The sequence below is a fragment of the Pseudomonas asplenii genome, assembly GCF_001293465.1.
GTDB classification, from domain to species: Bacteria; Pseudomonadota; Gammaproteobacteria; order Pseudomonadales; family Pseudomonadaceae; genus Aquipseudomonas; species Aquipseudomonas fuscovaginae_B.
Genome location: NZ_JSYZ01000007.1, coordinates 88,161 through 111,482, shown reverse-complemented (window position 1 = coordinate 111,482; position 23,322 = coordinate 88,161). Strand labels below are relative to the sequence as shown.

The window sequence follows — 23,322 nt, the reverse complement described above, 5'->3', positions numbered from 1 at the left end:
CCCCGGGCAAGGCTGCAGCCCTTGCAGGACGTGGCCTGCGGGAACGGCAGGGATGGGCGGGGAGAGGCGGATGATGGTGGGGAAGCATCGATTGCTGCTGGCCTGCTGCCTGTGCAGCAGCGCCGTCCCGGTTCATGCCGGGCCTGCCCGGGCAGGAGAAGATTTTCGACCCGTTGTGGCGGATCAGGACCTGCGCTCCATGCCGATCGGCCGATAGTCCAGTGTCCTCTCCGGTCTTGCCTGTGCTATCGAGAGGATCAGGCAAGAATACGACCGGATTGCGCTACTGCGGTCCGCCGCCTCCCTGTGAATATGGGTAGCCGGGTCGTTGCCGCGTGCAACCGCCCGTTCGATTCACGGCCAGAGGAAAATTCCGATGCAAGTGCATGCCTATGGTGCCCATGCGGGCGATAAACCACTCCAATCCCTGCAGATCACCCGTCGTGCGCCCGGTGCCCACGATGTCCAGATCGACATCGCCTTCTGCGGCGTCTGCCATTCCGACCTGCACCAGGTGCGTTCCGAGTGGGAGGGTACCCGTTATCCCTGCGTACCCGGCCACGAAATCGTCGGTCGCGTCAGTGCGGTCGGCGCCCACGTCAGCGGCTTCAAGGCCGGCGACCTGGTCGGGGTCGGCTGCATCGTCGACAGTTGCAGGCATTGCGCCGACTGCGACGAGGGCCTGGAGAACTATTGCGACGGGATGATCGGCACCTACAACTTCCCGACGCCCGATGCCCCGGGCTGGACCCAGGGCGGCTACTCGGAAAAAATCGTCGTGCATGAACGTTATGTCCTGCGCATCGCTCACCCGGAAAACCAGTTGGCCGCTGTTGCGCCGCTGCTGTGTGCCGGCATCACCACCTATTCGCCGTTGCGGCACTGGAATGCCGGGCCCGGCAAGAAGATCGGTGTGGTCGGTATCGGTGGCCTGGGGCACATGGGTATCAAGCTGGCCCACGCCATGGGCGCGCACGTGGTGGCCTTCACCACCTCGGCCTCCAAGCGCGAGGCCGCCCAGGCGCTGGGCGCGGATGAAGTGGTGGTGTCGCGTGATGCCCACGAGATGGCCGCCCATGCCAAGAGCTTCGACCTGATCCTCAACACGGTGGCTGCCCCGCACGACCTCGATGCGTTCCTGGTCCTGCTCAAGCGTGACGGTGCCCTGTCGCTGGTCGGCGCACCGGCTTCGCCGCATCCGTCGCCCAACGTGTTCAACATGATCATGAAGCGTCGCACCATTGCCGGCTCGATGATCGGCGGCATCCCCGAAACCCAGGAAATGCTGGATTTCTGCGCCGAACACGGGATTACCGCCGACATCGAACTGATCCGCGCCGACGAGATCAACGATGCCTACGAGCGCATGCTCAAGGGCGAGGTGAAGTACCGTTTCGTCATCGACAACGCCACCCTGAACCCGCAGCGCTGATCGCCGACTGAAGTGCAAACGCTGTTCGCCAGCCAACAGTTGGTGGGCAGCGATGCTGGTTTAGCAGCAGGCGCGTTGCGCTGATATGTTGGCAAGTCATTGTATTTCAATGATTTTATGGTTGGCATGAAGTCTGCCATGTACACCTGGAAAGTTCATGAATTCCAGGGGCACACGTGAGCGCTAGTGAATACCAACTGATTGCCAGGGGCCGGGAGAGTGCCGCCGTGCCGGTGCCTTCCCACGCGCCAACCCTCTCCCCGCTGCCGTCCTCGGCCTGCGATATCGCGTTGGAGTTCCGCGGCGTGACCAAGTGCTATGCCGGCAATGGGCGGCACACCTCGAACAATGCCGTGGAGCACGTGAGCCTGGCGGTACGGCGCGGCGAAGTGCTGTGCCTGATGGGTACATCGGGCAGCGGCAAGTCGACACTGTTGCGCCACGTCAACCGGTTGATCGAACCGAGCAGCGGCGAGGTGCTGATCGAGGGCACGGCCCTGGGCAGCCTGTCGGCCCAGGCGCTGCGCGAGTTGCGCTCGCAGCGCATCGGCATGGTGTTCCAGCATTTCGGCCTGTTGCCCCATCGCAGCGTGCGTGACAACGTGGCCCTGCCCCTCGAACTGCGCGGCGAGCCGGAGGCCGCCCGGCTGGCTGCGGCACAGCGACAATTGCAGGCGGTGGGGCTGGCGGAGTGGGGCGAGCATTTTCCCCATGAGCTGTCCGGCGGTATGCAGCAACGGGTCGGACTGGCGCGGGCGTTGGTGACCGAGCCCGACATCCTGCTGATGGATGAGCCGTTCAGCGCCCTGGACCCGACCATCCGCCGCGACCTCCAGGGGCGCTTCCTGCAACTGGTACGTGAGCGCGGCATCACCACCTTGCTGGTCACCCATGACCCGGGCGAGGCCCTGCGCCTGGCCGATCGCATTGCCGTGTTGCGCGCTGGCGAGCTGATCCAGGTCGGCACGCCGCAGGAACTGCTCGAACACCCGGCGGATGCCGGCGTGGCGGACTTCTTCGATGAGCGGCCGCGCGCTGCCGCGCCGTTGGCGGTGCCCGGCGCGCCAGAGGACGCAGCACCGGCGCACGTGACGCAGACCGTATCGGGCAAGACGGGCCTCACTTCCTGGCTGCTGGGCCCGGCTGCGTTGGCCGCGGTCGGACGCAATGGGCTGTTCTGGCTGGCACTGCTGATCGAACTGGCATCGTTGGCATTGCTTGGCGGCAGTTGGCGCAGCGGTTCCAGCGTGGGCGTGGCCGTTGCCCTGGCCGTACTGCTGGGCAACCGCGCCGCCAGTGCCGGGTTGAGCCGTCACGCTCAGGGCCGTGCGCCGCACGCCTGGGCATTGCCCGCAGCCGCGGCCGGTGTCTGGCTGCAGTTTCCGGCCGACCGCGACAGCATGCTGGCGATTGCGGGTGGCATCGACCGGTTGATCGGCTGGTCCCAACTGACCTTCGAAAGCGCCTTCGTCGGGGTGATTGTCGCGGTGCGCTCGGTCATCGAGGGCGTGGAAGGCGCATTGAGCTGGATCCCCTGGCCGGTGCCTGCGCTGGCGCTGGTCTACCTGGCCTGGCGCAGCGCCGGTGCGCCGCTGGCCCTGACCTGTGCCCTGGCTCTGGGCTATATCGGCCTGTTCGGCTTCTGGGAACACACCGTCTCGACCATCGCCCTGGTTGGCGCCTCCGTGCTGCTGTCGCTGCTGATCGGCATTCCCACCGGCATCCTGCTGGCCAAGCGGCCCCTGGCGCGGCGCCTGATCACGCCATGGCTGGACGTCATGCAGACCCTGCCGACCTTCGTCTACCTGATTCCGGCGGTGGCGTTCTTTTCCGTGGGCAAGACGCCTGCGGTCATCGCCACGGTGGTCTTCGCCCTGGCACCGATGATTCGTCTCACCGCTCTCGGCATCCAGGAGGTGCCCAAGGCGGCGGTGGAGGCAGCCGTGGCCCATGGGGCGACACCCTGGCAGACGCTGACCCGGGTCGAGTTGCCCCTGGCGGCCGGTTCGCTGCTGCTGGGCGTCAACCAGACCATCGTCATGAGCCTGTCGATGGTGGTCGTCGCAGCGCTGATCGGCGCGGGCGGCCTGGGCTACGACGTCATGACCGCGCTGCGCAACATCAAGGGCGGTGAGGGCGTTCTCGCCGGCATCGCCATCGTTTTTTGTGCCCTGGTACCGGACCGGATCATCCAGGCTTCCCTTCGCAAACGTCATCGTTTCATTCAGGAGTAACCCCGTTCATGCCCAAGTTCCTCTCCCGCGCCCTGGCCGGCGCCGCTCTGCTGGGGGCCTTGCTGCCGGCCACGGCAGCACTGGCCAAGGACAAGATCGTCATCGGCGAGCAGAACTGGACCGGCGCCGTCGCCATCCAGTACATCCTCGGCGACATTATCAGTTCCCGGCTCGACGGCGATGTCTCCTATCTGGCCGGTGACGTGCCGGTGCTGTTCGCCGCCGCGGCCAAGGGCGATGGTTCGGTCGACGTGCTCACCGACATCTGGCTGCCGAACCAGTCGGCGGCATGGGCCAGGTACGTCACCGGCGGTACCCGTTCGCTGGTCCCCAACAAGCAGCCTTACCTTGGTGTGCAGGGCTTCTACATTCCCGGCTACATCCAGGACAAGTACGGTGTGAAGTCGGTCTATGACCTGCGCAAACCCGAGGTGGCCCAGCTGTTCGCGCCGCCCGGCGGTGGCCAGGCGCAACTGCTGGTGGGGCCGGCCGGCTGGGAGTCGACCTACATCGGCGAGATCAAGGCCAAGGACTTCGGCTTCGCCAGGAACTTCGAGTCGGTCTCCACCGAGGCCGCGGTCACCTACGCGCGCCTGGATGCCGCCTACAAGGCCGGGCGTGGCGTGGTGTTTTATGCCTACACCCCGGACTGGATCTTCTCCGCCTATGACCTGCGTCGCCTGGATGAGCCGCCGTTCGACGGCTACGCCCAGGACAACAAGAAGGGCGACCCGCTGTACAAGGCCGACGGCTGCTGGAAGTTCATCAGCCCGACCGTCGATACCGACTGGCTGAACAAGAGCAGCATCACCTGCGCCTATCCGGATGCCAAGGTGCACATTCTCGCATCCGCCAGCCTGCGCCAGCGCGCGCCGCGTATCGCCGCGTTCCTCGAGAACGTGAGCATCGACCCGACCTCGCTGAACGAACTGATCCTGAAGATCGAGCGTGAAAAGCAACCGGCCGAAAAGGCCGCCAAGGCCTGGGTCGCGGCCAACCCGGCGACCGTCAACCAGTGGCTGCAGGCTGCTGGCGACAAGGTGGCGGCGCAATGAGCCGGCGCGCATTGACGCTGCTCGACGGCGGCATGGGGCGCGAACTCAAGCGTATCGGAGCGCCGTTCCGGCAGCCGGAGTGGTCGGCGCTGGCGCTGTTGCAGGGCCCGGAGCATGTGACCCGGGTACACCGCGCCTTTATCGAGGCCGGTGCCCGGGTGATCACCAGCAACAGCTACGCGGTGGTGCCGTTTCATATCGGTGAGGCGCGTTTCGCCAGCGATGGCCGTGGGCTGGCGGCGCTGTCCGGCCGACTGGCGCGGGAGGCGGCCGAGGGGACCGATGTGCGGGTGGCCGGTTCGCTGCCCCCGGCGCTGGGTTCCTATCGGCCGGATCTGTTCGACCACCAGCGTTCGCTGGCCATTCACCGTGAGCTGATTGCCGGCCTGGGCCCGCATGTCGACCTGTGGCTGGCGGAAACCCAGAGTTCCCTGGCCGAGGCCCGGGCGGTACGCGAGGCGCTGGGCCGTGACGACAAGCCGCTGTGGCTGTCTTTCACCCTGGTGGACGCCTTGCCAGACGATGTACCGCGCCTGCGCTCCGGCGAAAGCATCGAGCAGGCGGCGCAGGTGGCGCTGGAACTGGGTGCCAGTGCGCTGCTGTTCAACTGCAGCCAGCCCGAGAGCATGGGCCCGGCGTTGATCAGCGCGCGACAGGCACTCGCGGCGCAGGCCGGCGAACTGCAACTGGGGGTCTATGCCAACGCGTTTGCGCCGGTCAGCGAAGACGCCCAGGCCAACGACACCCTGCTCGATATTCGTGCCGACCTGGGCCCGGCGGCCTACCTGCAATGGGCGCAGCGCTGGGTCGATGAAGGCGCGCTGATCGTCGGTGGCTGCTGCGGTATCGGCCCGGAGCACATCCGGCAATTGAACGAGCACTTGCAAGCAGGGGAGGTGAGCTCATGAGCGGGTTACAACAGGCCACCTTCGGCGCGGGCTGTTTCTGGGGTGCCGAAGCGGCCTTGCGCGAGCTGCACGGAGTGGTGGACAGCCGGGTCGGCTACGCGGCGCAAGCGGGTCGCAGCGAGCCGCTGATCGAGGTGGTTCAGGTCGATTTCGATCCTGGCGTCATCGACTATCCGGCGCTGGTCGAGGCGTTCTGGGGGCTGCATGACCCGACGTCGCGGGACCGTCAGGGCGATAATATCGGGGTGAAATATCGTTCGGCGATCTTTGTCCACTCGCCGCAGCAGGCGGCCATTGCCGAATTGGCACGGGCGGAACTCGAGGCTTCGAGGCGGTTCAACCGGGCCATCGCCACGGTCGTCGTGCCGCTGGGAACGTTCGAGCTGGCGGCAGAGGACCAGCAGCGTTATCTGGAGAGAAACGGTCTGACGGCCTGCTCGATCAGCCACGCCTGAACCTTTTGCAGCTGTTGCTGCTCCTGCTGCCAGAGCCTCTGGAGGCTACAGGATCCGGCTCTGGCGGGCGGCCGAATCAATGGCTCGGGATGTTTCCGCTGACCCCGTTCGTGAATGAATCCGGACGCCGGATCGCCGGCTCCAGGCACGATCGTTCCATGTCGAAATCAGTTCGATGAGCGACGTGCTCAGGACATTTGCCTGTCGCTCAAAGTCCGTAAAGTGGCGTGCCGTCTCGTTGCGACGCTTTAGGGAAGAAAAACAATGCATAGCCTGAACCCCAAGGATTCCAACGGCCAATTGGCGCAGGGCTTCAAGCCGCGCCATGTCACGATGCTGTCTATCGCAGGGATCATCGGTGCAGGCCTGTTCGTCGGTTCGGGGCATGCCATTGCCGCGGCCGGTCCCGCCGTGCTGTTGGCCTATCTGTTTTCCGGGCTGCTGGTGGTGCTGGTGATGCGCATGCTCGGCGAAATGGCCGTCGCCAATCCCGACACCGGTTCCTTCTCCACCTACGCCGACCAGGCCATCGGCCGCTGGGCCGGCTTCACCATCGGCTGGCTCTACTGGTGGTTCTGGGTGCTGGTGATCCCGATCGAGGCCCTGGCCGCCGGACATGTGCTCAACCAGTGGTTCCCGGGGATCGATGCCTGGCTGTTCGCCCTGCTGTCGATCGTGCTGCTGGTGGTGACCAACCTGTTCAGCGTGTCCAAGTACGGCGAGTTCGAATTCTGGTTCGCCATGGCCAAGGTCGTGGCGATCATCGGTTTCATCGGCGTCGGTTTCGCCGTGCTGATGGGCTGGGTTCCCGAGCGCGAGGCCAGCGGCCTGAGCCGGCTCATGGCCGAGCACGGTGGTTTTGCGCCCAATGGCCTGTCGGCGGTGGTCGGTGCATTCATCACCATCATGTTCAGTTTCATCGGTACCGAGGCGGTGACCATCGCCGCAGCCGAATCCAACGATCCGTCGCGCAACATCGCCAAGGCGACCCGTTCGGTGATCTGGCGGATCGGCGTGTTCTACCTGCTGTCGATCTTCGTGGTCATCTCCGTGGTGCCCTGGAACGATCCGCAACTGACGACGGTGGGCTCCTACCAGCGGGCACTGGAACTGATGAACATTCCCCACGCCAAGTTCATGGTGGATGCGGTGGTGCTGATCGCCGTGGCCAGTTGCATGAACTCGTCGATCTATATCGCCTCGCGCATGCTGTTCTCGCTGGGCAAGCGCGGTGATGCGCCCCGGCCACTCAAGCGAACCTCGTCGGCCGGTGTGCCGCGTGCGGCGGTGATCGCCAGCAGTGTGCTCGGTGCCGGCGTGACCCTGTTCAGCTACTTCGCCCCGGCTGGCCTGTTCGATTTCCTGCTGGCCAGTTCCGGTGCAATCGCGCTGCTGGTGTACCTGGTGATCGCGATCTCGCAGTTGCGCATGCGTCGGCGCCTGCAGCGGCAGAACATCGAGCTGGCCTTTCACATGTGGCTGTTCCCGTGGCTGACCTACCTGGTGATCGCCTTCATCTGCGCGGCACTGGGGGTAATGATGGCAACGCCCGAGCACCGCACGGAAGTGACCTCGACCATCGTCCTGGCGTTGGCGATTTCCTTTATCGGGTTGGTGACGGCCCGTCAGCATGGGCAGCCGGAAAAGGCCAGCCTGCTGAGCGATGCCTGACAGGGTTGGATCAACTGCTGTCGCAGGGGTATTCGCAGGCTGTACGTCGCGCACTCTGCGACATCGCTCAGGACGAGCCGGGCGCCGTCGAGGCGCTCCACCATTCGCCACCGCCGTCGGCGTAGCGCCTGCGCATGTGGGCGGCCAGGGCCTGCAGGTCCCTGGGCATGCTCTCGTCCGGATCGGGGGCGGGCAGGGGCATGCGGACCTTCCACAGGTTGGCGCCCTCGATCAGGGCGAAGGCCTGGCCCTTGGGCAGGCTGACGACGTGGGCCGGCTCGATCAGCGGCACGCAGGTCGAACTGACCCGGTCCTGGGTGTTGCTGGTGAAGTCGGTGCTGCCCGACGCATCCGAGCTGTCGGTGGCACCGCTGACCAGGGTGGTCGAGTACACATCGACCTTGGGCAATTGTCGGGTCAGCAGTTCCGCCGTGGCGGTCTCGCGTACCCGCAGCATGAACAGATTGTTGAAGTTGCCGACCACCTGGCCGGCCTTGGCACGGTTGCCGAGCCGGGCCTCGATGTCGCTGAGGGTCTGGGTGTAGGCGGTGACCTGGATGCCGGCGCCGCCGCCCTTGTTGATCATCGGGATGAACTCCTCGCCCATCAGTTCGTTGAATTCGTCGGCGTGCAGGTTGATCGGGATCTTCTGTTCGCGGTCGGCGTGGGGCAGGCCGTCGTCGACGCCGAACTTGTAGATATGCCCGGCCACCGAGACCAGGTCGGCGAACATCGAGTTGCCCACCGCCGCGGCGACCTCCGGGTCGGACAGCGCATCGAGCCCGACATACACCACTGCGCGCTTGCGGATCACCTGCATCCAGTCGAAGATCGGCCGCGGATCGTCGAGGGCGCCGTAGTCCGGCGAGATCAGTTCGGCCATGCGTCCGGTGGTGAGTTTTTCCAGCAGCGGCAGCAGCGAGGCGACGATCTTGTCGAAGTAGGTCTTGTCGTAGCGTACGGCGGAGCGCAGGCCGTCCATCACCGGGTCGGCGACCCGGGTGCGCGACAGGTACTGGTCGATGGCCGTGACCCGTGGCTGGCGGCCGCGCATGTTGTGCGGGGTGGTCTTTTCGTTGAGCTTGCCTTCGAGGCCGGCGATCAACTCCCAGGCATCCGGGTCATGACGGGCGAAGTAGTGGTGGCTGTAGTCGATGAACAAGGCATCGATATTGATCACGTGCTGCTGGATCTTCAGGTAGTCCGGGCGGCTGCCCAACTCCACCAGGGCCCGGGCGATGATATTGACGAAGCGCCAGGCGAACTCGCGGAACGCGGCGCTGCTGCCTTCGCCGGACAGTTGCCCGGAGATCCGGCTGGCCACCTCGGAGATCCGGTCGAAGCGGCCGACGGCATTGTAGCGGGCTGAAATATCCGGCCAGCCGAGGTGGAACACATGGAATTCCTTGTCGCGTCCGGCGCGGCGCGCTTCCACGTACATGCGTTTGAGCAGGTCGGCATCGCCCTTGGGGTCGAAGACGATCACCGGTTCGAATTCCGTGCGCCCCTCGATGCGTTTGACCCGGCGAATGTCCTGGGTGATGAACAGCTCGGCCAGGCGAGTCTTGCCGACCCGGGTGGTGCCCAGCACCAGGCTGTGGCCGACGCGTTCGCCGAGGGGCAGTGACACCTCGACTTCATCGGGCTCCACGCCATGCAGGCGGGGCGAGCCGCCTACCGGTGGCAGCGGCCGTACCGGGTTCAACGGACTGTCCCAGGCGGTGAGGCGAGGCAGCAGGCTCAGGGGCAAACGCGCCTGTTCCAGGCGTCGTTCCAGTCGGCGGGCCTGCAGGAACAGCGGCGAAGGCTCGACATAGCGACGGAATTCCGGGCGGTAGGTCTGCATCAGGCGCTGGGTATGCCGTTGCTCCCATTTGAAACCCGCACCGACGAACAGCCGCTGGTGACTGACCGGGATGCGCTGGCTGGTAATGACATAGCGCGGCAGGCGCCGGATATTGCGGCGAAAGCGCAGTACCATCAGTGCCTGGCGCAAACGTATCCAGCCCAGCAGCAGATAACCCAGTGCCGTCAGTGCACCGAACAGCGGTGTCAGGCCAAGTACCCAGGGCGCGAACAGGCACAGCCCGATGCAGCCGGCGCAGACGGCGACGGTGTACAACTCCACGGCCGGGCGCAGCAGCACCTCGACCGTATGCTGTTGGGTCATGGGAGTGGCGCTCCGTGGTGATCTCGAAGGCCTAGGGTGGCAGGGTGGGAGGCCCTGCGCTGCGGTAAAACCGGAACGGGCCGGGCGGGTTTGGCCGTTCGCGGCCATCATGTGTCATTGCCCGATCCGCCAACCTTGTGTATTGCTACGCCTTTCGCCACGGACACCGAGAATTCCCATGCCCCGTTTTGCTGCCAACCTGAGCATGCTCTACCCGGAACACGACTTCCTGGATCGTTTCCAGGCCGCCGCCGCCGATGGTTTCGAGGCGGTGGAATACCTGTTTCCCTACGACTATCCCGTGCAGGAACTGAAACAACGCCTGGACGACCATGGCCTTCACCAGGTGCTGTTCAATGCACCGCCGGGCGACTGGGCGGCGGGAGAGCGCGGTATCGTTTCCTTGCCCGGCCGTGAGCAGGCGTTCCGCGACGGTTTTGCCAGGGCCCTGGAGTACGCCAGCGTACTGGGCAACCGGCATATCCATGTGATGGCCGGCCTGTTGCCCGCCGATGCCAGCCGCGAACGCCATCAGGCGACCTACCTGGAAAACCTCGCCCATGCCACTTCGGCGGCCGCCAAGGTCGGGGTGACGGTGCTGCTGGAGCCGATCAACCCACGGGACATGCCCGGCTTTTTCCTCAACCGCCAGGACCAGGCCCATGCCATTCGCGAGGCGGTCGGCGCAGCCAACCTGCAGGTGCAGTTCGACTGCTACCACTGCCAGATCGTCGAAGGTGACCTGGCCACCACCTTGCGCCGCGACCTGGCCCATATCGGCCATATCCAGATCGCCGGAGTACCGGATCGCCACGAGCCGGACCTGGGCGAGGTGAACTACCCCTGGCTGTTCGAACTGATCGACCAGTTGGGCTACCAGGGCTGGATCGGTTGCGAGTATCGCCCACGGGGCAACACCTCGGCCGGCCTGCAATGGCTGCGGGACTGGAAGGCCCGGCACTGACCGACGGGGGCTGTGTCACGCCTGGCGTTGCAGAAACATCGCCAGGCCGACTTCCTCCAGGTGCAGGCCCTTGCGCAGCCTCGGCTTGGGCAAGCTGGCCAGCTCACCGAGGACGAAGGCCTCGAGGACGCCGGGATGGATGTAGCACTTGCGGCACACGGCCGGGGTATTGCCCAACTGCCTGGCGACGCTCTTGACCGTTTCGACGATCTGCCGTTTGGCCTCGGCCTCCGGTTCCCAGTGCAGTTCACGCAGCACCGTCAGGGCCATGGCGCTGCCGGCCCAGGTGCGGAAGTCCTTGGCGGTGAAATCGGCACCGGTCAGTTCCTGCAGGGAGGCGTTGACGTCCGAGGAGCTGACGACATGCCGCTCGCCGTTTTCGTCCAGATACTGGAACAGGTGCTGGCCGGGCAGTTCCAGGCAGCGCTTGAGTACCGTGGCCAGGCGCCGGTCCCTGACCGTGACCCGGTGCTCGACGCCGCTCTTGCCACGGAACTGGAAGACGATGGCGCTGCCGTTGATCGCGACATGCCGGTTGCGCAGGGTGGTCAGGCCGTAGGAGCGATTCTCCCGGGCGTAGCGGCTGTTGCCGATGCGGATCAGGGTGGTGTCGAGCAGGCTGATCACCGTGGCCATGACCTTGTCGCGGTTGAACCCCGGTTTCGCCAGGATCGTTTGCAACTGTTGCCGCAACTTGGGCAGCGCCTTGCCGAAGGCCAGCAGCCGGGCGTACTTGTCCTGATCGCGGATCTCCCGCCAACGCGGGTGATAGCGGTACTGCTTGCGGCCCCGGGCATCGCGCCCGGTGGCTTGCAGGTGGCCTTGCGGATCGGCGCAGATCCACACGTCGGTGTAGGCCGGGGGTACGGCGAGGGCGTCGAGGCGGCGGATCTCCTGCGGGTCGCGAATGCGCTCGCCCTCGGCATTGAAATAGGCGAACCGCTTGCGCCATTTCCTGCGGCGGATACCTGGCTGGGTGTCGTCGACGTAATGCAGGTCGGGTGACAGCTCGGCGGGGGCTGAAGCATCGGGCATGGCGGCGTCCTTGAAGGAGAATCAGACGGTATGACCGATTGACCGCGGCCGTGCCCGGAGGTGCCTTTTATCAGGCCAGTACCGCCACCGCCTTGATCTGTGCCCAGAGCCGCTGGCCGGTCCGCAGTTGCAACTGGTCGCGCGAGTAGCGGGTGATCCGCGCCAGCAGCGGGGTGCCGTCGGCATCCAGCCGCACCAGCACATGGGCCTGGTTGTCCGCGGCGGTTTCGCCGGTGACGGTGACCGGCAGGCGGTTGAGAATGCTGCTGTGTTCTTCCACCTGCAGGCTGAGGCTGACGTCGCGCGCCTGGACCTTGCAGCGCAATTGCCTGCCGATGGCCTGCGGGGTGTGCGCCACGCGGATGTTCGATGGGCTGCCGGGCAGTTGCAGGGTCACGAGCTGATAGTGCGGGTCGTAGGCGCTGACCTGGCCGGCGATCACCACCCCGGCGTCGTCGCCCAGGGCCAGGGGCAGGTCGAGCCGCGCCAGGGTGGTGCCGATCGGCCCGCTGGCCAGCGCCTTGCCGGCGGAAAACAGGACGATGTGATCGGCCAGGCGGGCGACCTCGTCCTGGGAATGGCTGACGTAGAGCAGCGGAATATCCAGCTCGTCATGCAGGCGTTCCAGGTACGGTAGGATCTCGGTCTTGCGCTGGCTGTCGAGCGCGGCGAGGGGTTCGTCCATCAGCAGCAGGCGAGGGCTGGTGAGCAGCGCCCGGGCGATGCCGACACGCTGGCGTTCGCCGCCGGAGAGGTGTTGCGGGTGACGCTCCAGCAGGTGGCTGATGCCCAGCAGCTCACAGGCCTGGCTCATGTCCACCCGCCGCTGGGCCCGGGGAATGCGGCGCAGGCCGAACTCCAGGTTCGCCCGCACCGAGAGGTGCGGGAACAGGCTGGCTTCCTGGAACACGTAACCCAGGGCGCGCTTGTGCGGGGGCACGAAGCGTTGGCGGTCGCTGTCCTGCCAGATTTCGTCGTTGACCTGGATGAAGGCCTGCGGGGCTTTTTCCAGGCCGGCGAGGCAGCGCAGGCAGGTGGTCTTGCCCGAACCCGAGGGGCCGAACAGCGCGGTCACACCGCGGCCGGGCAGGCGCAGGTCCAGATCCAGGGCGAAGCCCGGGTAGTGCAGTTTCAGGCGGGTCTGTATCGAGGCGGTCATGGCTCAGCTCCAGCCCATCCTGGTTTTTCTGCTCGAGTACAGCGCCAGCAGGACAAGGAAGGAGAACACCAGCATGGCGCCGGCCAGCCAGTGGGCCTGGAGGTATTCCATGGCCTCGACGTGGTCGTAGATCTGGACCGAAACCACGCGGGTCCGGTCCGGGATATTGCCGCCGATCATCAGCACCACGCCGAACTCGCCGACGGTGTGGGCGAAGCCGAGAATCGCGGCGGTGATGAAACCGGGACGCGCCAGCGGCAGGATCACGCTGAAGAAGGTGTCCCAGGGGTTGGCGCGCAGGGTCGCGGCCACTTCCAGCGGGCGGGTGCCAATGGCGCTGAAGGCGTTTTGCAGCGGCTGGACCACGAACGGCATCGAGTATATCACCGAACCGATGACCAGGCCGGTGAAGCTGAAGGTCAGGGTGCCCAGGCCGATGGCCTGGGTGAAATGCCCGATGAAACCGTGAGGGCCGAAGGCCAGCAGCAGGTAGAAGCCGATTACCGTCGGCGGCAGCACCAGCGGCAGGGCCACCACCGCGCCGATCGGCCCGCGCAGCCAGGATCGGGTGCGCGACAGCCACAGGGCGATGGGGGTGCCGACCAGCAACAGGATCACCGTGGTCAGCGACGCCAGTTTCAGCGTCAGCCAGATCGCGGCGAAGTCGGTACTGTCGAGCGGCATTTACAGGGCGTAGCCATAGGCGTGGATGATGGCCGCAGCTTTCGGGCCCTTCAGGTATTCCACCAGCGCCTTGGCGGCGGCATTGTCCTTGCCCTTGTTGAGGATCACCGCGTCCTGCCTGATCGCTTCATGCAGGTCGGCCGGGACGATCCACGCCGAACCGCTGGTGAGCTTGCCGTCCTTGTAGACCTGCGACAGGGCGACGAAGCCCAGCTCGGCGTTGCCGGTGGACACGAACTGGTAGGCCTGGGTGATGTTCTGGCCGGTGACCAGCTTGTCCTTGACCTTGTCGGTCAGGCCCAGCTTGGCCAGGACCTGGGTGGCGGCCAGGCCGTAGGGGGCGGCCTTCGGGTCGGCGATGGACAGGTGCTGGTAGTGATTGTCCTTGAGCACCTGGCCTTTGGCATCGACGTAACCGTCCTTGGCCGACCACAGGGCCAGGGTGCCGACGGCGTAGGTGAAGCGCGAGCCGGCCACGATGTCGCCTTCCTTCTCCAGTTTGGCCGGGGTGGTGTCGTCGGCGGCGAGGAACACTTCGAATGGCGCGCCGTTCTTGATCTGGGTATAGAACTGGCCAGTGGCGCCGTAGGCGGCGATCAGCTTGTGCCCGGTGTCTTTCTTGAAGTCGCTGGCGATCGCCTGGATCGGCGCGGTGAAGTTGGCGGCGACGGCCACCTGGACTTCGGCGGCCTGGACCGGGGCGAAGGCGAACACGCCGAGCAGGGCGGCGAGGCAGGTCGGGGCAAGGCGTGAGGCACGAGTGATCATGAAGCGGCTCCGTTCAAGGGGTGGGACGGGCGTCGCTTGCTATAGGACGTGTGCGGCGCCGGCTGGGATGAAACGCTATATAGGGAAATATATAGCGATTTCATGGCCATGGCGAGTGGGCCATCCCCCCACGATCAGCGGCCCTGCAACCTGGCCAGTGCCTGCTGCGCCAGTTGCCGGGTCAGTTCCTCGGCAGGCAATTGCACCCCCAGCCGCAGGGCCTGGCCCGACCACAGGTTGCTGAAGTCCGCCTCGGCCTTGGCCCGCAGGGGCATGAGCGCGCCGCCGGCCAGCGGGAACGCCGGCGCCATGTCGCTCATCGGTCCCAGTTCGCGCATGACCCGGTTCATGATCCCGCGCGCCGGGCGGCCGGTGAACAGGTTGGTCAGGGCCGTCTCGCTTTCCTTGGCGGTGCGCAGCGCCTGGTGGTGAGACGCCGAGACCTTCGCCTCCGGGGTGAACAGGTAGCTGGTGCCCAACTGCGCCGCGCTCGCGCCGAGCATGAAGGCCGCCGCGATGCCCCGTGCATCACCGATGCCGCCGGCGGCGATCACCGGGACCTTCACCGCGTCGACAATCTGCGGAACCAGGGCCATGGTGCCGACCTGGGTGTTGAGGTCGTTGCTCAGGAAAATGCCGCGATGGCCGCCGGCCTCGACCCCCATGGCGATGATCGCGTGGCAGCCGCGTTCCTGCAGCCAGAGGGCTTCATCCACGGTGGTGGCGCAGCCGACGAGGGTCGCGCCGGTGGCCTTGACCCGGTCGAGCATGGGCTGGGGCGGCAGGCCGAAGTGGAAGCTGACGATCTCCGGACGCAGTTCTTCCACCAGTTGGCAACTGCCTTCGTCGAAGGGCGCACGGCTGGACACCGGTGTGGGGGCGTTGAAGTCCAGGCCCTGCTCGCGGTAGTAGGGCGCCAGGCGTTCCTTCCAGCGCTTTTCCCGCTCCGGGTCCGGGGTGGGCATCGGGTGGCAGAAGAAGTTGATGTTCAGGGGAGCCTGGACCGCGCGGCGAAACGCCTCGGTGTGCTGGCGGATCTGTTCGGCGGTCAGCATGGCGGCGGGCAGGGAGGCCAGGCCGCCGGCCCTGGCGACCCCCACCAGCATCGCCAGCGTGGTCACCCCCGCCAGGGGGCCCTGGATGATCGGTTGCTGGATGCCGAACAGCTCAAGCAGACGGGTGTCGGGCCAGTTGCTCATGACGACTTCTCTCCGGGCAGATAAGGGAATGGCGACGGGAACAGCACAGGTTTGTATCAGGAATGCCATCGGCCAGGCCAGTGACTTCTGCGCCTGAGCAGGCTCGGTAGCGTTGCGAAAGCCTCGGCCTGGTCGATCGAGCCGATATCACGACCCGGGTCGGATGCATTTTTGAGACGATCGGTCTATATTGTTCCCATGACGACCCGCAACGTTGTGCCACGCAAGCCCGGCCGCCCGCCGAAGGTGCCTCGGGAACACCAGCAGACCCGCGAGCTGCTGGTGCGCTGTGGCACGGAAATCCTCACCGAACAAGGCTTCATGAGCACCGGTATCGATGTCGTGCTCAAGCGGGTCGGGGTGCCCAAGGGCTCGTTCTATCACTACTTCCACAGCAAGGAAGCGTTTGGCCAGGCGGTGCTGGCCAATTACGCCGGCTACTTCGCGCGCAAGCTCGACCGCTGGTTTTTGGACGAATCGCTGTCGCCCTTGCAGCGTCTGCGCGGTTTCGTCGATGAGGCCAAGGCCGGCATGGCCCGACACGCTTTTCGCCGCGGCTGCCTGGTGGGCAACCTGGGCCAGGAAGTGACCCAATTGCCGGACAGCTACCGTGAGCAGTTGGAGGCGGTGCTGCGCAGTTGGGAGCAGCGCCTGAGCGTTTGCCTGCAGGCGGCGCAACAGGCCGGTGAGCTGGCGGTGACCGCCGATTGTCCGGCCCTGGCGACTTTCTTCTGGATCGGCTGGGAAGGCGCGGTACTGCGGGCCCGGCTGGTGGGAAGCGAGGCTCCGCTGGAGACCTTCATGCAGGGGTTCATGGGCAGCCTGGCGCGGTAGTTTTTTCAGGACTATTTCTAGACGATCGGTCTAAATTGGAGGTGAGCATGTTCAGCGGCATCCTGATCGAAAAGGACGAAAGCGGTTACCGGGCCAACCTGGCCTCTCTCGATGAAACACAATTGCCGCCAGGCGATGTGACGGTGCGGGTGGCCTACAGCACTCTGAACTTCAAGGACGGGTTGGCGATCACCGGGGCCAGCCCGGTGGTGCGCAGTTTCCCCATGGTGCCGGGCATCGACCTGGTGGGGACGGTGGAGCACAGCAGTCATGCCGACTATCAGGCCGGCGACTGGGTGCTGCTCAATGGCTGGGGTGTCGGCGAAGGGCATTGGGGTGGCCTGGCGCAGAAGGCCAGGCTCAGCGGCGACTGGCTGATCCCGCTGCCCAGGGGCTTTACCCCGGCGCAGAGCATGGCCGTCGGCACCGCCGGCTACACCGCGATGCTCAGTATCCTGGCGCTGGAGCGCAGTGGCCTGACGCCGGACCAGGGCGAAGTGCTGGTGACCGGCGCCAACGGTGGTGTCGGCAGCTTTGCCGTGGCGCTGCTGGCCCGGCTCGGTTATCGGGTGGTGGCCTCGACCGGGCGCACCTGCGAGCATGATTATCTGCAACGGCTGGGCGCCGCCGAGATCATCGATCGCCAGACCCTGTCGCAACCGGGCAAGCCGCTGGCGAAGGAACGCTGGGCCGCCGCCATCGATTCGGTGGGCAGCCATACCCTGGCCAATGTCTGTGCGAGCACCCGCGCCAATGGCACCGTCGCCGCCTGCGGCCTGGCCCAGGGCATGGACTTTCCGGCAACGGTGGCGCCGTTCATCCTGCGTGGCGTGACCCTGGCCGGGATCAACAGCGTGACCCAGCCCAGGGCGCAGCGCATCCTGGCCTGGGAGCGCCTGGCAAGGGACCTCGATCTCCAGCAACTGGCATTGATCAGTCACGAAATCGGTCTGCAGGAAGCCCTGGAGGTCGCGCCGCGCCTACTCGCCGGGCACGTGCGTGGACGAGTGGTGGTGGACGTCAACCGTTGAGGGCGGCACGGCGCAGGGTGAAGTTGATGCGCTGGGCCCCCAGTACTGGATGGTGACCGTCCTTGACCGGCAGGATGCCGTGAAAGCGCAGGCGGTCGACGCCACCCCAGACCACCGCATCGCCGTGCAGCAGCGGGATGCGCTGGCTCCTGTCGGCGCGTTCGTGGCCGCCGAACAGGAACATCGCCGGCAGCCCCAGCGAGACCGAGACCACCGGGGCGCCGAGATCGCGCTCGTTGCGGTCCTGATGCAGGGACATCTTCGCTCCCGGCACGTAACGGTTGATCAGGCAGGCATCGGGTTCGAAGTCTTCGAAACCCGCTGCCCTGGCGGCGTCGACGGCCAACTGCCGAATCACCTCGGGCATCGCCGGCCAGGGCTGGCCGCTTTGCGGGTCGACGGCGCTGTAGCGATAGCCGTCGCGGTCACTGGTCCAGCCCCAACGGCCACAACTGCTCAGGCTGGCCGACATGGTGAAGCCGCCGGGGGTGACCATCTGCCGAAGCGGCGCCTGGCGCAACACCTCGCGCAGGGCCGGGAGCAGTTGCTCGATCCGGGGCAGGGCAAAGCCGCGCAGCACCCACGATTGCTCGCCGATCCGCTCGTGGCGTTCGGGTTGGCGCAGTTCGTCGTCGGCAAACAGATCAAGGGTCATGCGCTGCTCGCGGCATTGTCCGGCGCGGCGCTTACAGCGCCTTGCTGACTTTCACGTCGGCAATCACATCGTCCTTGCCATGCACGGCTTCCAGCGCGGCACGGGCCTCGGCCTCTGTGCCGTTCTCCAACTGGGCGAACTCGAAACGGCGTTCACCGTTGAGGGTGTACTTGATGACGTATTTGGTAGTCACGGTCATTCCACTCACTAAAAGGAAAGGGGAGATTCAGCGCAGCTTCGAGGCGGAGCGACGGATGATGCGGATCGAATGCTTGAGGTTCGGCTTGCGGGTGACGCTGATGGCGCGCTTGGTCACCACGGTGTCCAGGGTGATGTTCCAGAAACCGGTGCTGGGCACGGTGATCCGGGCCGGGAAGGTGTCGAAGGCGCCGCCGTGGTAGGTGTGGCGGCCGCCGTTCTTGAAGCTGCGGAAGTTGGCGTCGCTCATCAGGCGGATGTTGCAGGTCTGGGAGCATTCGATCACGACGATGTCGTCTTCGTTGAGGTGCTCGCGCTGGTGGATGAATTTCATGACCGCCTCCAGAAGGCTTTTTCTACAAAATCAAAAAGATAGCATGTGGCGCAGCCTGGTTTTATCGCTGCGATGGATGGATTCTGCGGGTAGGGTGACAAGTCTGACGGATTACACCGGCTTGTCGCCATAAAAGTTGGATTAAATTCCTCTTCGCAACGGAGAAAAATCGCATTGATGCTGTCGGAGCGTCTTTATTGGAGGGTTTTTCATGAAGTGGGGCGCTTGGGTCGCTGCGATGTTGGCGTTGGGCGGATGTGCAAGTGTTTCGGAAATCCAGCAGACACCGCCGACGCTGAATGTAATTTCGGGCAAGAAGCCCAATGAATATGCCAACTGTGTGGACACGATTCTGAACAAGAGCCGCGGTCCTTCGTTGCTGACCCCGCACAAGAGCGGGATCAGGATGGTGGTGCGCGATCGTCTGTCGAGTTCGCCGGCGGCCCTGCTCGATATCGAGGAGCGTTCGGGGGGCAGCAGCATCCGCCTCTATGAAAGCATGTCGAACAACCCGCTGCGTTCCAGCGCGGTGCTCGATGCGGCGACCCGCTGCATTTCAGGCCAGCCCTGAGGCCGGCCCGCCCACGCCGGTCACTTGCAGATCACGACCACGGTGCGGCTCTTGAAGTTGCCGACGTCCACGCCCAGGGTCTTGTCGCTTTCCTTCGGCTGCGGCGTGCCATCGGTGCCGACGATGGTGTAGCCGGTACCCGCGCAGGAGTCATCGGCCTTTTCGTAGCATTTGGCCCAGGACATCGCTTCGCCGGAGCAATCGATTTCCAGGCCTTGCTGGCCGTTGTCCAGGTAGGTTTTGGAGGCCGTTGCGCATCCCGCCAGGGCCAGTACCGCGAGCAATGCCAGAAAACCCTTCATGTCGTTCAGCCCTTTATTTTTAGCGGCGCTTGGCCGTTGGGGCGGGGGTATCCTCGAACACCGAGGCCACTTCGCTGGCCAGGGCCTCGGTCGCGAACGGCCCGGCAATCTGCTCGCCGTCGACACCGGCCACCCACCATTGGCCATCGGTGGCCTGGGTAATCAGGTAACCGTTCACTTTCTTCGCTGCCGACATCGCTTCGTCTCACTGGTTGGGGAAATGTCACGATGATAGCGCAGAACCCGGCGCGAGCCGCTATCAGCAGCTAGAATCAGGGTTTTGAAGGTGGGGCAGGAGGGGCTCATCAGTCGCCTCGAATACCGGGCGTCAGACTATTTGTCGATGCCTTGGAACTATCTGCCGTCGTTTTTCTCTATGTTGGCGTCAGGATGCTATCAGCGGGGCATTGTAAGGTGACCGCCGCCTGATTAGACTGCGCCGAAACTCGTACACACCGCCCTTTTTAAGGACTCATATGATCAAGAAATGCTTGTTCCCAGCAGCCGGTTACGGTACTCGCTTCCTGCCAGCGACTAAGGCCATGCCCAAAGAAATGCTGCCGGTGGTGAACAAGCCACTGATCCAGTACGGCGTCGAAGAAGCGCTGGACGCTGGCTTGAACGAGATCTCGATCGTCACCGGCCGCGGCAAGCGCGCGCTGGAAGACCACTTCGACATCAGCTACGAGTTGGAAAACCAGATCAAGGGCACCGACAAGGAGAAATACCTGGTCGGTATCCGCCGCCTGCTGGACGAGTGCTCGTTCTCCTACACCCGCCAGACCGAAATGAAAGGCCTGGGCCACGCCATTCTGACCGGTCGTCCGCTGATCGGCGACGAGCCGTTCGCGGTAGTGCTGGCGGACGACCTGTGCGTCAACCTGGAAGGCGACGGCGTCCTCAAGCAGATGGTCAAGCTGTACAAGCAGTACCGCTGCACCATCGTGGCGATCATGGAAGTCGACCCGCAGGAAACCAGCAAGTACGGTGTGATCGCCGGCGACCTGATCGGTGATGACCTGTACCGCGTACGCAACATGGTCGAGAAGCCAAAACCTGAAGATGCGCCGTCGAACCTGGCGATCATCGGTCGCTACATCATGACGCCGGACATCTTCAACCTGATCGAGCAGACCGAACCGGGCAAGGGGGGCGAGATCCAGATCACCGACGCCCTGATGAAGCAGGCCCAGGACGGTTGTGTGATTGCCTACAAGTTCAAGGGCAAGCGTTTCGACTGCGGTGGCGCCGAAGGCTATATCGACGCGACCAACTTCTGCTTCGAGAACTTCTACAAGACTGGCAAGGCCTACTAAGCGCCTTCAGCTTCGTAGCGTTCCAGAAAAAGCCACCTTCGGGTGGCTTTTTTGTTATGCGCCCTTATGTAATGGCTAACTGACCTGAGAGGCTACAGCGAGTATGCTGTGTGCCTGCCGAGGAGATAGACATGGCCTACGATTTTGATCTGTTTGTGATTGGCGCCGGTTCCGGCGGTGTGCGGGCGGCGCGGTTTGCCGCCGGTTTCGGAGCCAAGGTGGCGGTGGTCGAAAGCCGCTACCTGGGCGGCACCTGCGTGAACGTCGGTTGCGTACCCAAGAAGCTGCTGGTCTACGGATCGCACTTCGCCGAGGATTTCGAGCAGGCCAAGGGTTTTGGCTGGTCCCTGGGCGAAGCGAACTTCGACTGGGCGACCCTGATCGCCAACAAGGACAAGGAAATCAACCGCCTCAACGGCATTTATCGCAACCTGCTGGTCAACAGCGGCGTCACCCTGCTCGAAGGCCATGGCAAGCTGGTCGACCCGCATCAGGTCGAGGTCAACGGCCAGCGCTACAGCGCCAAACACATCCTGATCGCCACTGGCGGCTGGCCACAGATCCCCGACATTCCGGGGCATGAGCACGCCATCAGTTCCAACGAGGCGTTTTTCCTCAAGGCACTGCCCAAGCGCATCCTGGTGGTGGGTGGCGGCTACATCGCCGTGGAGTTCGCCGGCATCTTCAACGGCCTGGGCGCCGAGACCCAGCTGCTGTATCGCGGCGACCTGTTCCTGCGCGGCTTCGATGGCGCGGTGCGCAAGCACCTGGCCGAGGAACTGACCAAGCAGGGCCTGACGCTGCAGTTCAACAGCGATATCGAACGTATCGACAAGCAGGCCGATGGCAGCCTCAAGGCCACCCTCAAGGACGGTCGCGAGCTGGTGGCCGACTGTATTTTCTACGCCACCGGGCGGCGTCCGATGCTGGACAACCTGGGCCTGGAAAACACCGGGGTGAAACTGGACAAGAAGGGTTTCATCCAGGTCGACGAGCAGTACCAGACCAGCGAACCGTCGATCCTCGCCCTGGGCGACGTGATCGGCCGTGTGCAATTGACGCCGGTGGCCCTGGCTGAAGGGATGGCCGTCGCCCGGCGGCTGTTCAAGCCCGAGCAGTATCGCCCGGTCGATTACAAGCTGATCCCCACCGCCGTGTTCAGCCAGCCGAACATCGGTACCGTCGGCCTGACCGAGGAGCAGGCGCGGGAGCAGGGCCATGAGGTGACGATCTTCGAGAGCCGCTTCCGGCCGATGAAGCTGACCCTGACCGATTGCCAGGAGAAAACCCTGATGAAACTGGTGGTGGATGCCCGTAGCGACAAGGTCCTGGGTTGCCACATGGTCGGACCGGACGCTGGCGAGATCATTCAGGGGCTGGGGATTGCGCTGAAGGCCGGGGCGACCAAGCGTGACTTCGACGAAACCATCGGCGTGCACCCGACGGCGGCCGAAGAATTCGTCACCCTGCGTACGCCTGTCGCGGGCTGACCATGGCCCTGGCCGCGCCGCCCGACCTGAGTGACACCGACCGGCCGGTGCAACCGCTGGCACGGGCCTACCCGCGGGGCTTGTTCATCGAGCCCCACGAGCATGCCTGGGGGCAGTTGCTGTATGCGATGTCCGGGGTGATGTGGGTCGAGACGCCCCATGAGGCCCTGGCGGTGCCGCCGCAGCGGGCAGTCTGGCTGCCGCCGGGCGTCTCCCACGGGATCCGGGTGGTGTCGGACCTGCAGATGCGCAACATCTACCTGCGTCCGGCCCTGGCCGCGACGCTGGAAAGCACGGTGCAGGTGATCGAGGTCGGCGGCCTGCTGCGCGAATTGATCATCGGCCTGGTGGCGCAGGCCGACGAGACCCAGGGCGAGTACTACGACGCACTGACCCGCCTGGCCCTGCTGGAGCTGCGGCGGGCGCGGCGTTCGATGTTGAAGATCGCCCTGCCTTCCGGCAGCGACCGGCGCCTGCTGACGGTGTGCCAGGCGGTGATGAGTGCCCCGTCGCTGGCGATTTCCTTCGACCAGCATGCCGAGACCGCCGGGGCCAGCGTGCGCACCCTGGCGCGGTTGTTCCAGGCGGAACTGGGCATGGGCTTCGCCGAATGGCGGCGCCAGGTGCAGTTGGCGACCGCAGTGGCCGAGCTGATCCAGGGCGTACCGGTCAGCCGCATCGCCCGGTCGCTGGGGTATTCGCCCAGCAGCTTCAGCGACATGTTCCGTCGGGCCCTGGGCATCTCGCCCTCGCATTACCCGGTGAACTGAACCCCTTTCTCCCTCGCTTGACCGATATCCAGAAGCCTTTGGCCGACAGCCCGTGTTTGTCGGCCATAAACTGCAGGCATTCCCTTT

24 protein-coding genes are annotated in these 23,322 nt (G+C 65.0%); 13 read left to right on the top strand and 11 right to left on the bottom strand.

The genetic code is table 11. From position 1 onward, the window contains the following. The first annotated feature begins 376 nt into the window (after positions 1–376). The 6 genes from PF66_RS10250 to gabP all read left to right on the top strand — a co-directional run bounded on the left by PF66_RS10250 (position 377) and on the right by gabP (position 7,755). The gene (locus PF66_RS10250) at positions 377–1,432 is read left to right on the top strand and encodes an NAD(P)-dependent alcohol dehydrogenase (RefSeq protein ID WP_054060787.1); all 1,056 of its coding nucleotides are present in this window, start codon (positions 377–379) and stop codon (positions 1,430–1,432) included. A 227-nt stretch (positions 1,433–1,659) separates the two neighbouring features. Continuing rightward, positions 1,660–3,666 (top strand): ATP-binding cassette domain-containing protein, encoded by a 2,007-nt coding sequence (locus PF66_RS10245; RefSeq protein ID WP_241494330.1) that lies wholly within the window; start codon positions 1,660–1,662, stop codon positions 3,664–3,666. 8 nt (positions 3,667–3,674) lie between these two features. Further along, entirely contained in the window at positions 3,675–4,721 is a 1,047-nt protein-coding gene (locus tag PF66_RS10240) for a glycine betaine ABC transporter substrate-binding protein (RefSeq protein ID WP_054062600.1), read from the top strand. Then, a complete protein-coding gene (locus PF66_RS10235; RefSeq protein WP_054062599.1) occupies positions 4,718–5,629 on the top strand; it encodes a homocysteine S-methyltransferase family protein in 912 nt (303 codons plus the stop codon). Before PF66_RS10240 ends, PF66_RS10235 begins: the two co-directional genes overlap by 4 nt. Further along, complete coding sequence (msrA, locus tag PF66_RS10230; protein WP_054059664.1) at positions 5,626–6,084, top strand: peptide-methionine (S)-S-oxide reductase MsrA; 459 nt, start codon at positions 5,626–5,628, stop codon at positions 6,082–6,084. The genes PF66_RS10235 and msrA overlap by 4 nt, the downstream gene beginning before the upstream one ends. 264 nt (positions 6,085–6,348) lie before the next feature. Further along, positions 6,349–7,755: a GABA permease gene (gabP, locus tag PF66_RS10225; protein ID WP_054059663.1), complete on the top strand. Its 1,407-nt coding sequence runs from the start codon at positions 6,349–6,351 to the stop codon at positions 7,753–7,755. A gap of 67 nt (positions 7,756–7,822) precedes the next feature. Here the strand turns inward: gabP and traD are convergent, their stop codons facing one another. Continuing rightward, positions 7,823–9,925: a type IV conjugative transfer system coupling protein TraD gene (gene traD, locus PF66_RS10220; RefSeq protein WP_054059662.1), complete on the bottom strand. Its 2,103-nt coding sequence runs from the start codon at positions 9,923–9,925 to the stop codon at positions 7,823–7,825. Between the two features lie 178 nt (positions 9,926–10,103). Here traD and otnI point away from each other — a divergent pair, with 178 nt between their 5' ends. Then, entirely contained in the window at positions 10,104–10,889 is a 786-nt protein-coding gene (otnI, locus tag PF66_RS10215) for a 2-oxo-tetronate isomerase (protein ID WP_054059661.1), read from the top strand. A gap of 15 nt (positions 10,890–10,904) precedes the next feature. Here otnI and PF66_RS10210 read toward each other — a convergent pair whose 3' ends face one another. The 5 genes from PF66_RS10210 to PF66_RS10190 all read right to left on the bottom strand — a co-directional run bounded on the left by PF66_RS10210 (position 10,905) and on the right by PF66_RS10190 (position 15,734). Continuing rightward, positions 10,905–11,924 (bottom strand): DNA topoisomerase IB, encoded by a 1,020-nt coding sequence (locus PF66_RS10210; protein ID WP_054062598.1) that lies wholly within the window; start codon positions 11,922–11,924, stop codon positions 10,905–10,907. Between the two features lie 70 nt (positions 11,925–11,994). Next, positions 11,995–13,083: a molybdenum ABC transporter ATP-binding protein gene (gene modC, locus PF66_RS10205; RefSeq protein ID WP_054062597.1), complete on the bottom strand. Its 1,089-nt coding sequence runs from the start codon at positions 13,081–13,083 to the stop codon at positions 11,995–11,997. Positions 13,084–13,086: 3 nt separating this feature from the next. Next, positions 13,087–13,767: a molybdate ABC transporter permease subunit gene (gene modB / locus PF66_RS10200; protein WP_054062596.1), complete on the bottom strand. Its 681-nt coding sequence runs from the start codon at positions 13,765–13,767 to the stop codon at positions 13,087–13,089. Further along, a complete protein-coding gene (gene modA / locus PF66_RS10195; RefSeq protein ID WP_054062595.1) occupies positions 13,768–14,535 on the bottom strand; it encodes a molybdate ABC transporter substrate-binding protein in 768 nt (255 codons plus the stop codon). A gap of 134 nt (positions 14,536–14,669) precedes the next feature. Then, the gene (locus tag PF66_RS10190; RefSeq protein ID WP_054062594.1) at positions 14,670–15,734 is read right to left on the bottom strand and encodes an NAD(P)H-dependent flavin oxidoreductase; all 1,065 of its coding nucleotides are present in this window, start codon (positions 15,732–15,734) and stop codon (positions 14,670–14,672) included. A gap of 198 nt (positions 15,735–15,932) precedes the next feature. On the opposite strand from PF66_RS10190, the gene PF66_RS10185 reads away from it, so the two are divergent. After that, complete coding sequence (locus tag PF66_RS10185; RefSeq protein WP_054062593.1) at positions 15,933–16,568, top strand: TetR/AcrR family transcriptional regulator; 636 nt, start codon at positions 15,933–15,935, stop codon at positions 16,566–16,568. A gap of 47 nt (positions 16,569–16,615) precedes the next feature. After that, positions 16,616–17,599 (top strand): MDR family oxidoreductase, encoded by a 984-nt coding sequence (locus PF66_RS10180; protein ID WP_054059666.1) that lies wholly within the window; start codon positions 16,616–16,618, stop codon positions 17,597–17,599. On the opposite strand, the gene alkB is transcribed toward PF66_RS10180, so the two are convergent. The 3 genes from alkB to PF66_RS10170 are packed head-to-tail and all read right to left on the bottom strand — an operon-like array spanning position 17,589 to position 18,786. Continuing rightward, positions 17,589–18,254: a DNA oxidative demethylase AlkB gene (gene alkB, locus PF66_RS10175; protein ID WP_054062592.1), complete on the bottom strand. Its 666-nt coding sequence runs from the start codon at positions 18,252–18,254 to the stop codon at positions 17,589–17,591. The two genes, PF66_RS10180 and alkB, sit on opposite strands and share 11 nt — an antisense overlap. A gap of 31 nt (positions 18,255–18,285) precedes the next feature. Further along, positions 18,286–18,447 carry a hypothetical protein gene (locus PF66_RS33110; RefSeq protein WP_162491336.1) on the bottom strand — a complete coding sequence of 54 codons (162 nt, stop codon included), beginning with the start codon at positions 18,445–18,447 and terminating at the stop codon, positions 18,286–18,288. A 33-nt stretch (positions 18,448–18,480) separates the two neighbouring features. After that, on the bottom strand, positions 18,481–18,786 hold the full coding sequence (locus tag PF66_RS10170; protein WP_017906757.1) for a DUF1883 domain-containing protein: 306 nt from the start codon (positions 18,784–18,786) through the stop codon (positions 18,481–18,483). Positions 18,787–18,997: 211 nt separating this feature from the next. Here PF66_RS10170 and PF66_RS10165 point away from each other — a divergent pair, with 211 nt between their 5' ends. Continuing rightward, positions 18,998–19,357: a hypothetical protein gene (locus PF66_RS10165; RefSeq protein ID WP_054059653.1), complete on the top strand. Its 360-nt coding sequence runs from the start codon at positions 18,998–19,000 to the stop codon at positions 19,355–19,357. Positions 19,358–19,377: 20 nt separating this feature from the next. On the opposite strand, the gene PF66_RS10160 is transcribed toward PF66_RS10165, so the two are convergent. Both PF66_RS10160 and PF66_RS33140 read right to left on the bottom strand, forming a co-directional pair. Beyond that, positions 19,378–19,659, bottom strand: coding sequence for a hypothetical protein (locus PF66_RS10160; protein WP_054059652.1), 282 nt, complete (start codon positions 19,657–19,659; stop codon positions 19,378–19,380). A gap of 19 nt (positions 19,660–19,678) precedes the next feature. Next, a complete protein-coding gene (locus PF66_RS33140) occupies positions 19,679–19,855 on the bottom strand; it encodes a hypothetical protein (protein WP_192842751.1) in 177 nt (58 codons plus the stop codon). A 280-nt stretch (positions 19,856–20,135) separates the two neighbouring features. Between PF66_RS33140 and galU the strand changes: the two genes are divergently transcribed. From galU to PF66_RS10145, 3 genes are all read left to right on the top strand, one after another. Beyond that, the gene (gene galU / locus PF66_RS10155; RefSeq protein ID WP_054059651.1) at positions 20,136–20,975 is read left to right on the top strand and encodes a UTP--glucose-1-phosphate uridylyltransferase GalU; all 840 of its coding nucleotides are present in this window, start codon (positions 20,136–20,138) and stop codon (positions 20,973–20,975) included. Between the two features lie 131 nt (positions 20,976–21,106). Continuing rightward, positions 21,107–22,465 (top strand): glutathione-disulfide reductase, encoded by a 1,359-nt coding sequence (gorA, locus tag PF66_RS10150; protein ID WP_054059650.1) that lies wholly within the window; start codon positions 21,107–21,109, stop codon positions 22,463–22,465. A 2-nt stretch (positions 22,466–22,467) separates the two neighbouring features. Further along, entirely contained in the window at positions 22,468–23,235 is a 768-nt protein-coding gene (locus PF66_RS10145; protein ID WP_054059649.1) for an AraC family transcriptional regulator, read from the top strand. Positions 23,236–23,322 lie beyond the last annotated feature (87 nt).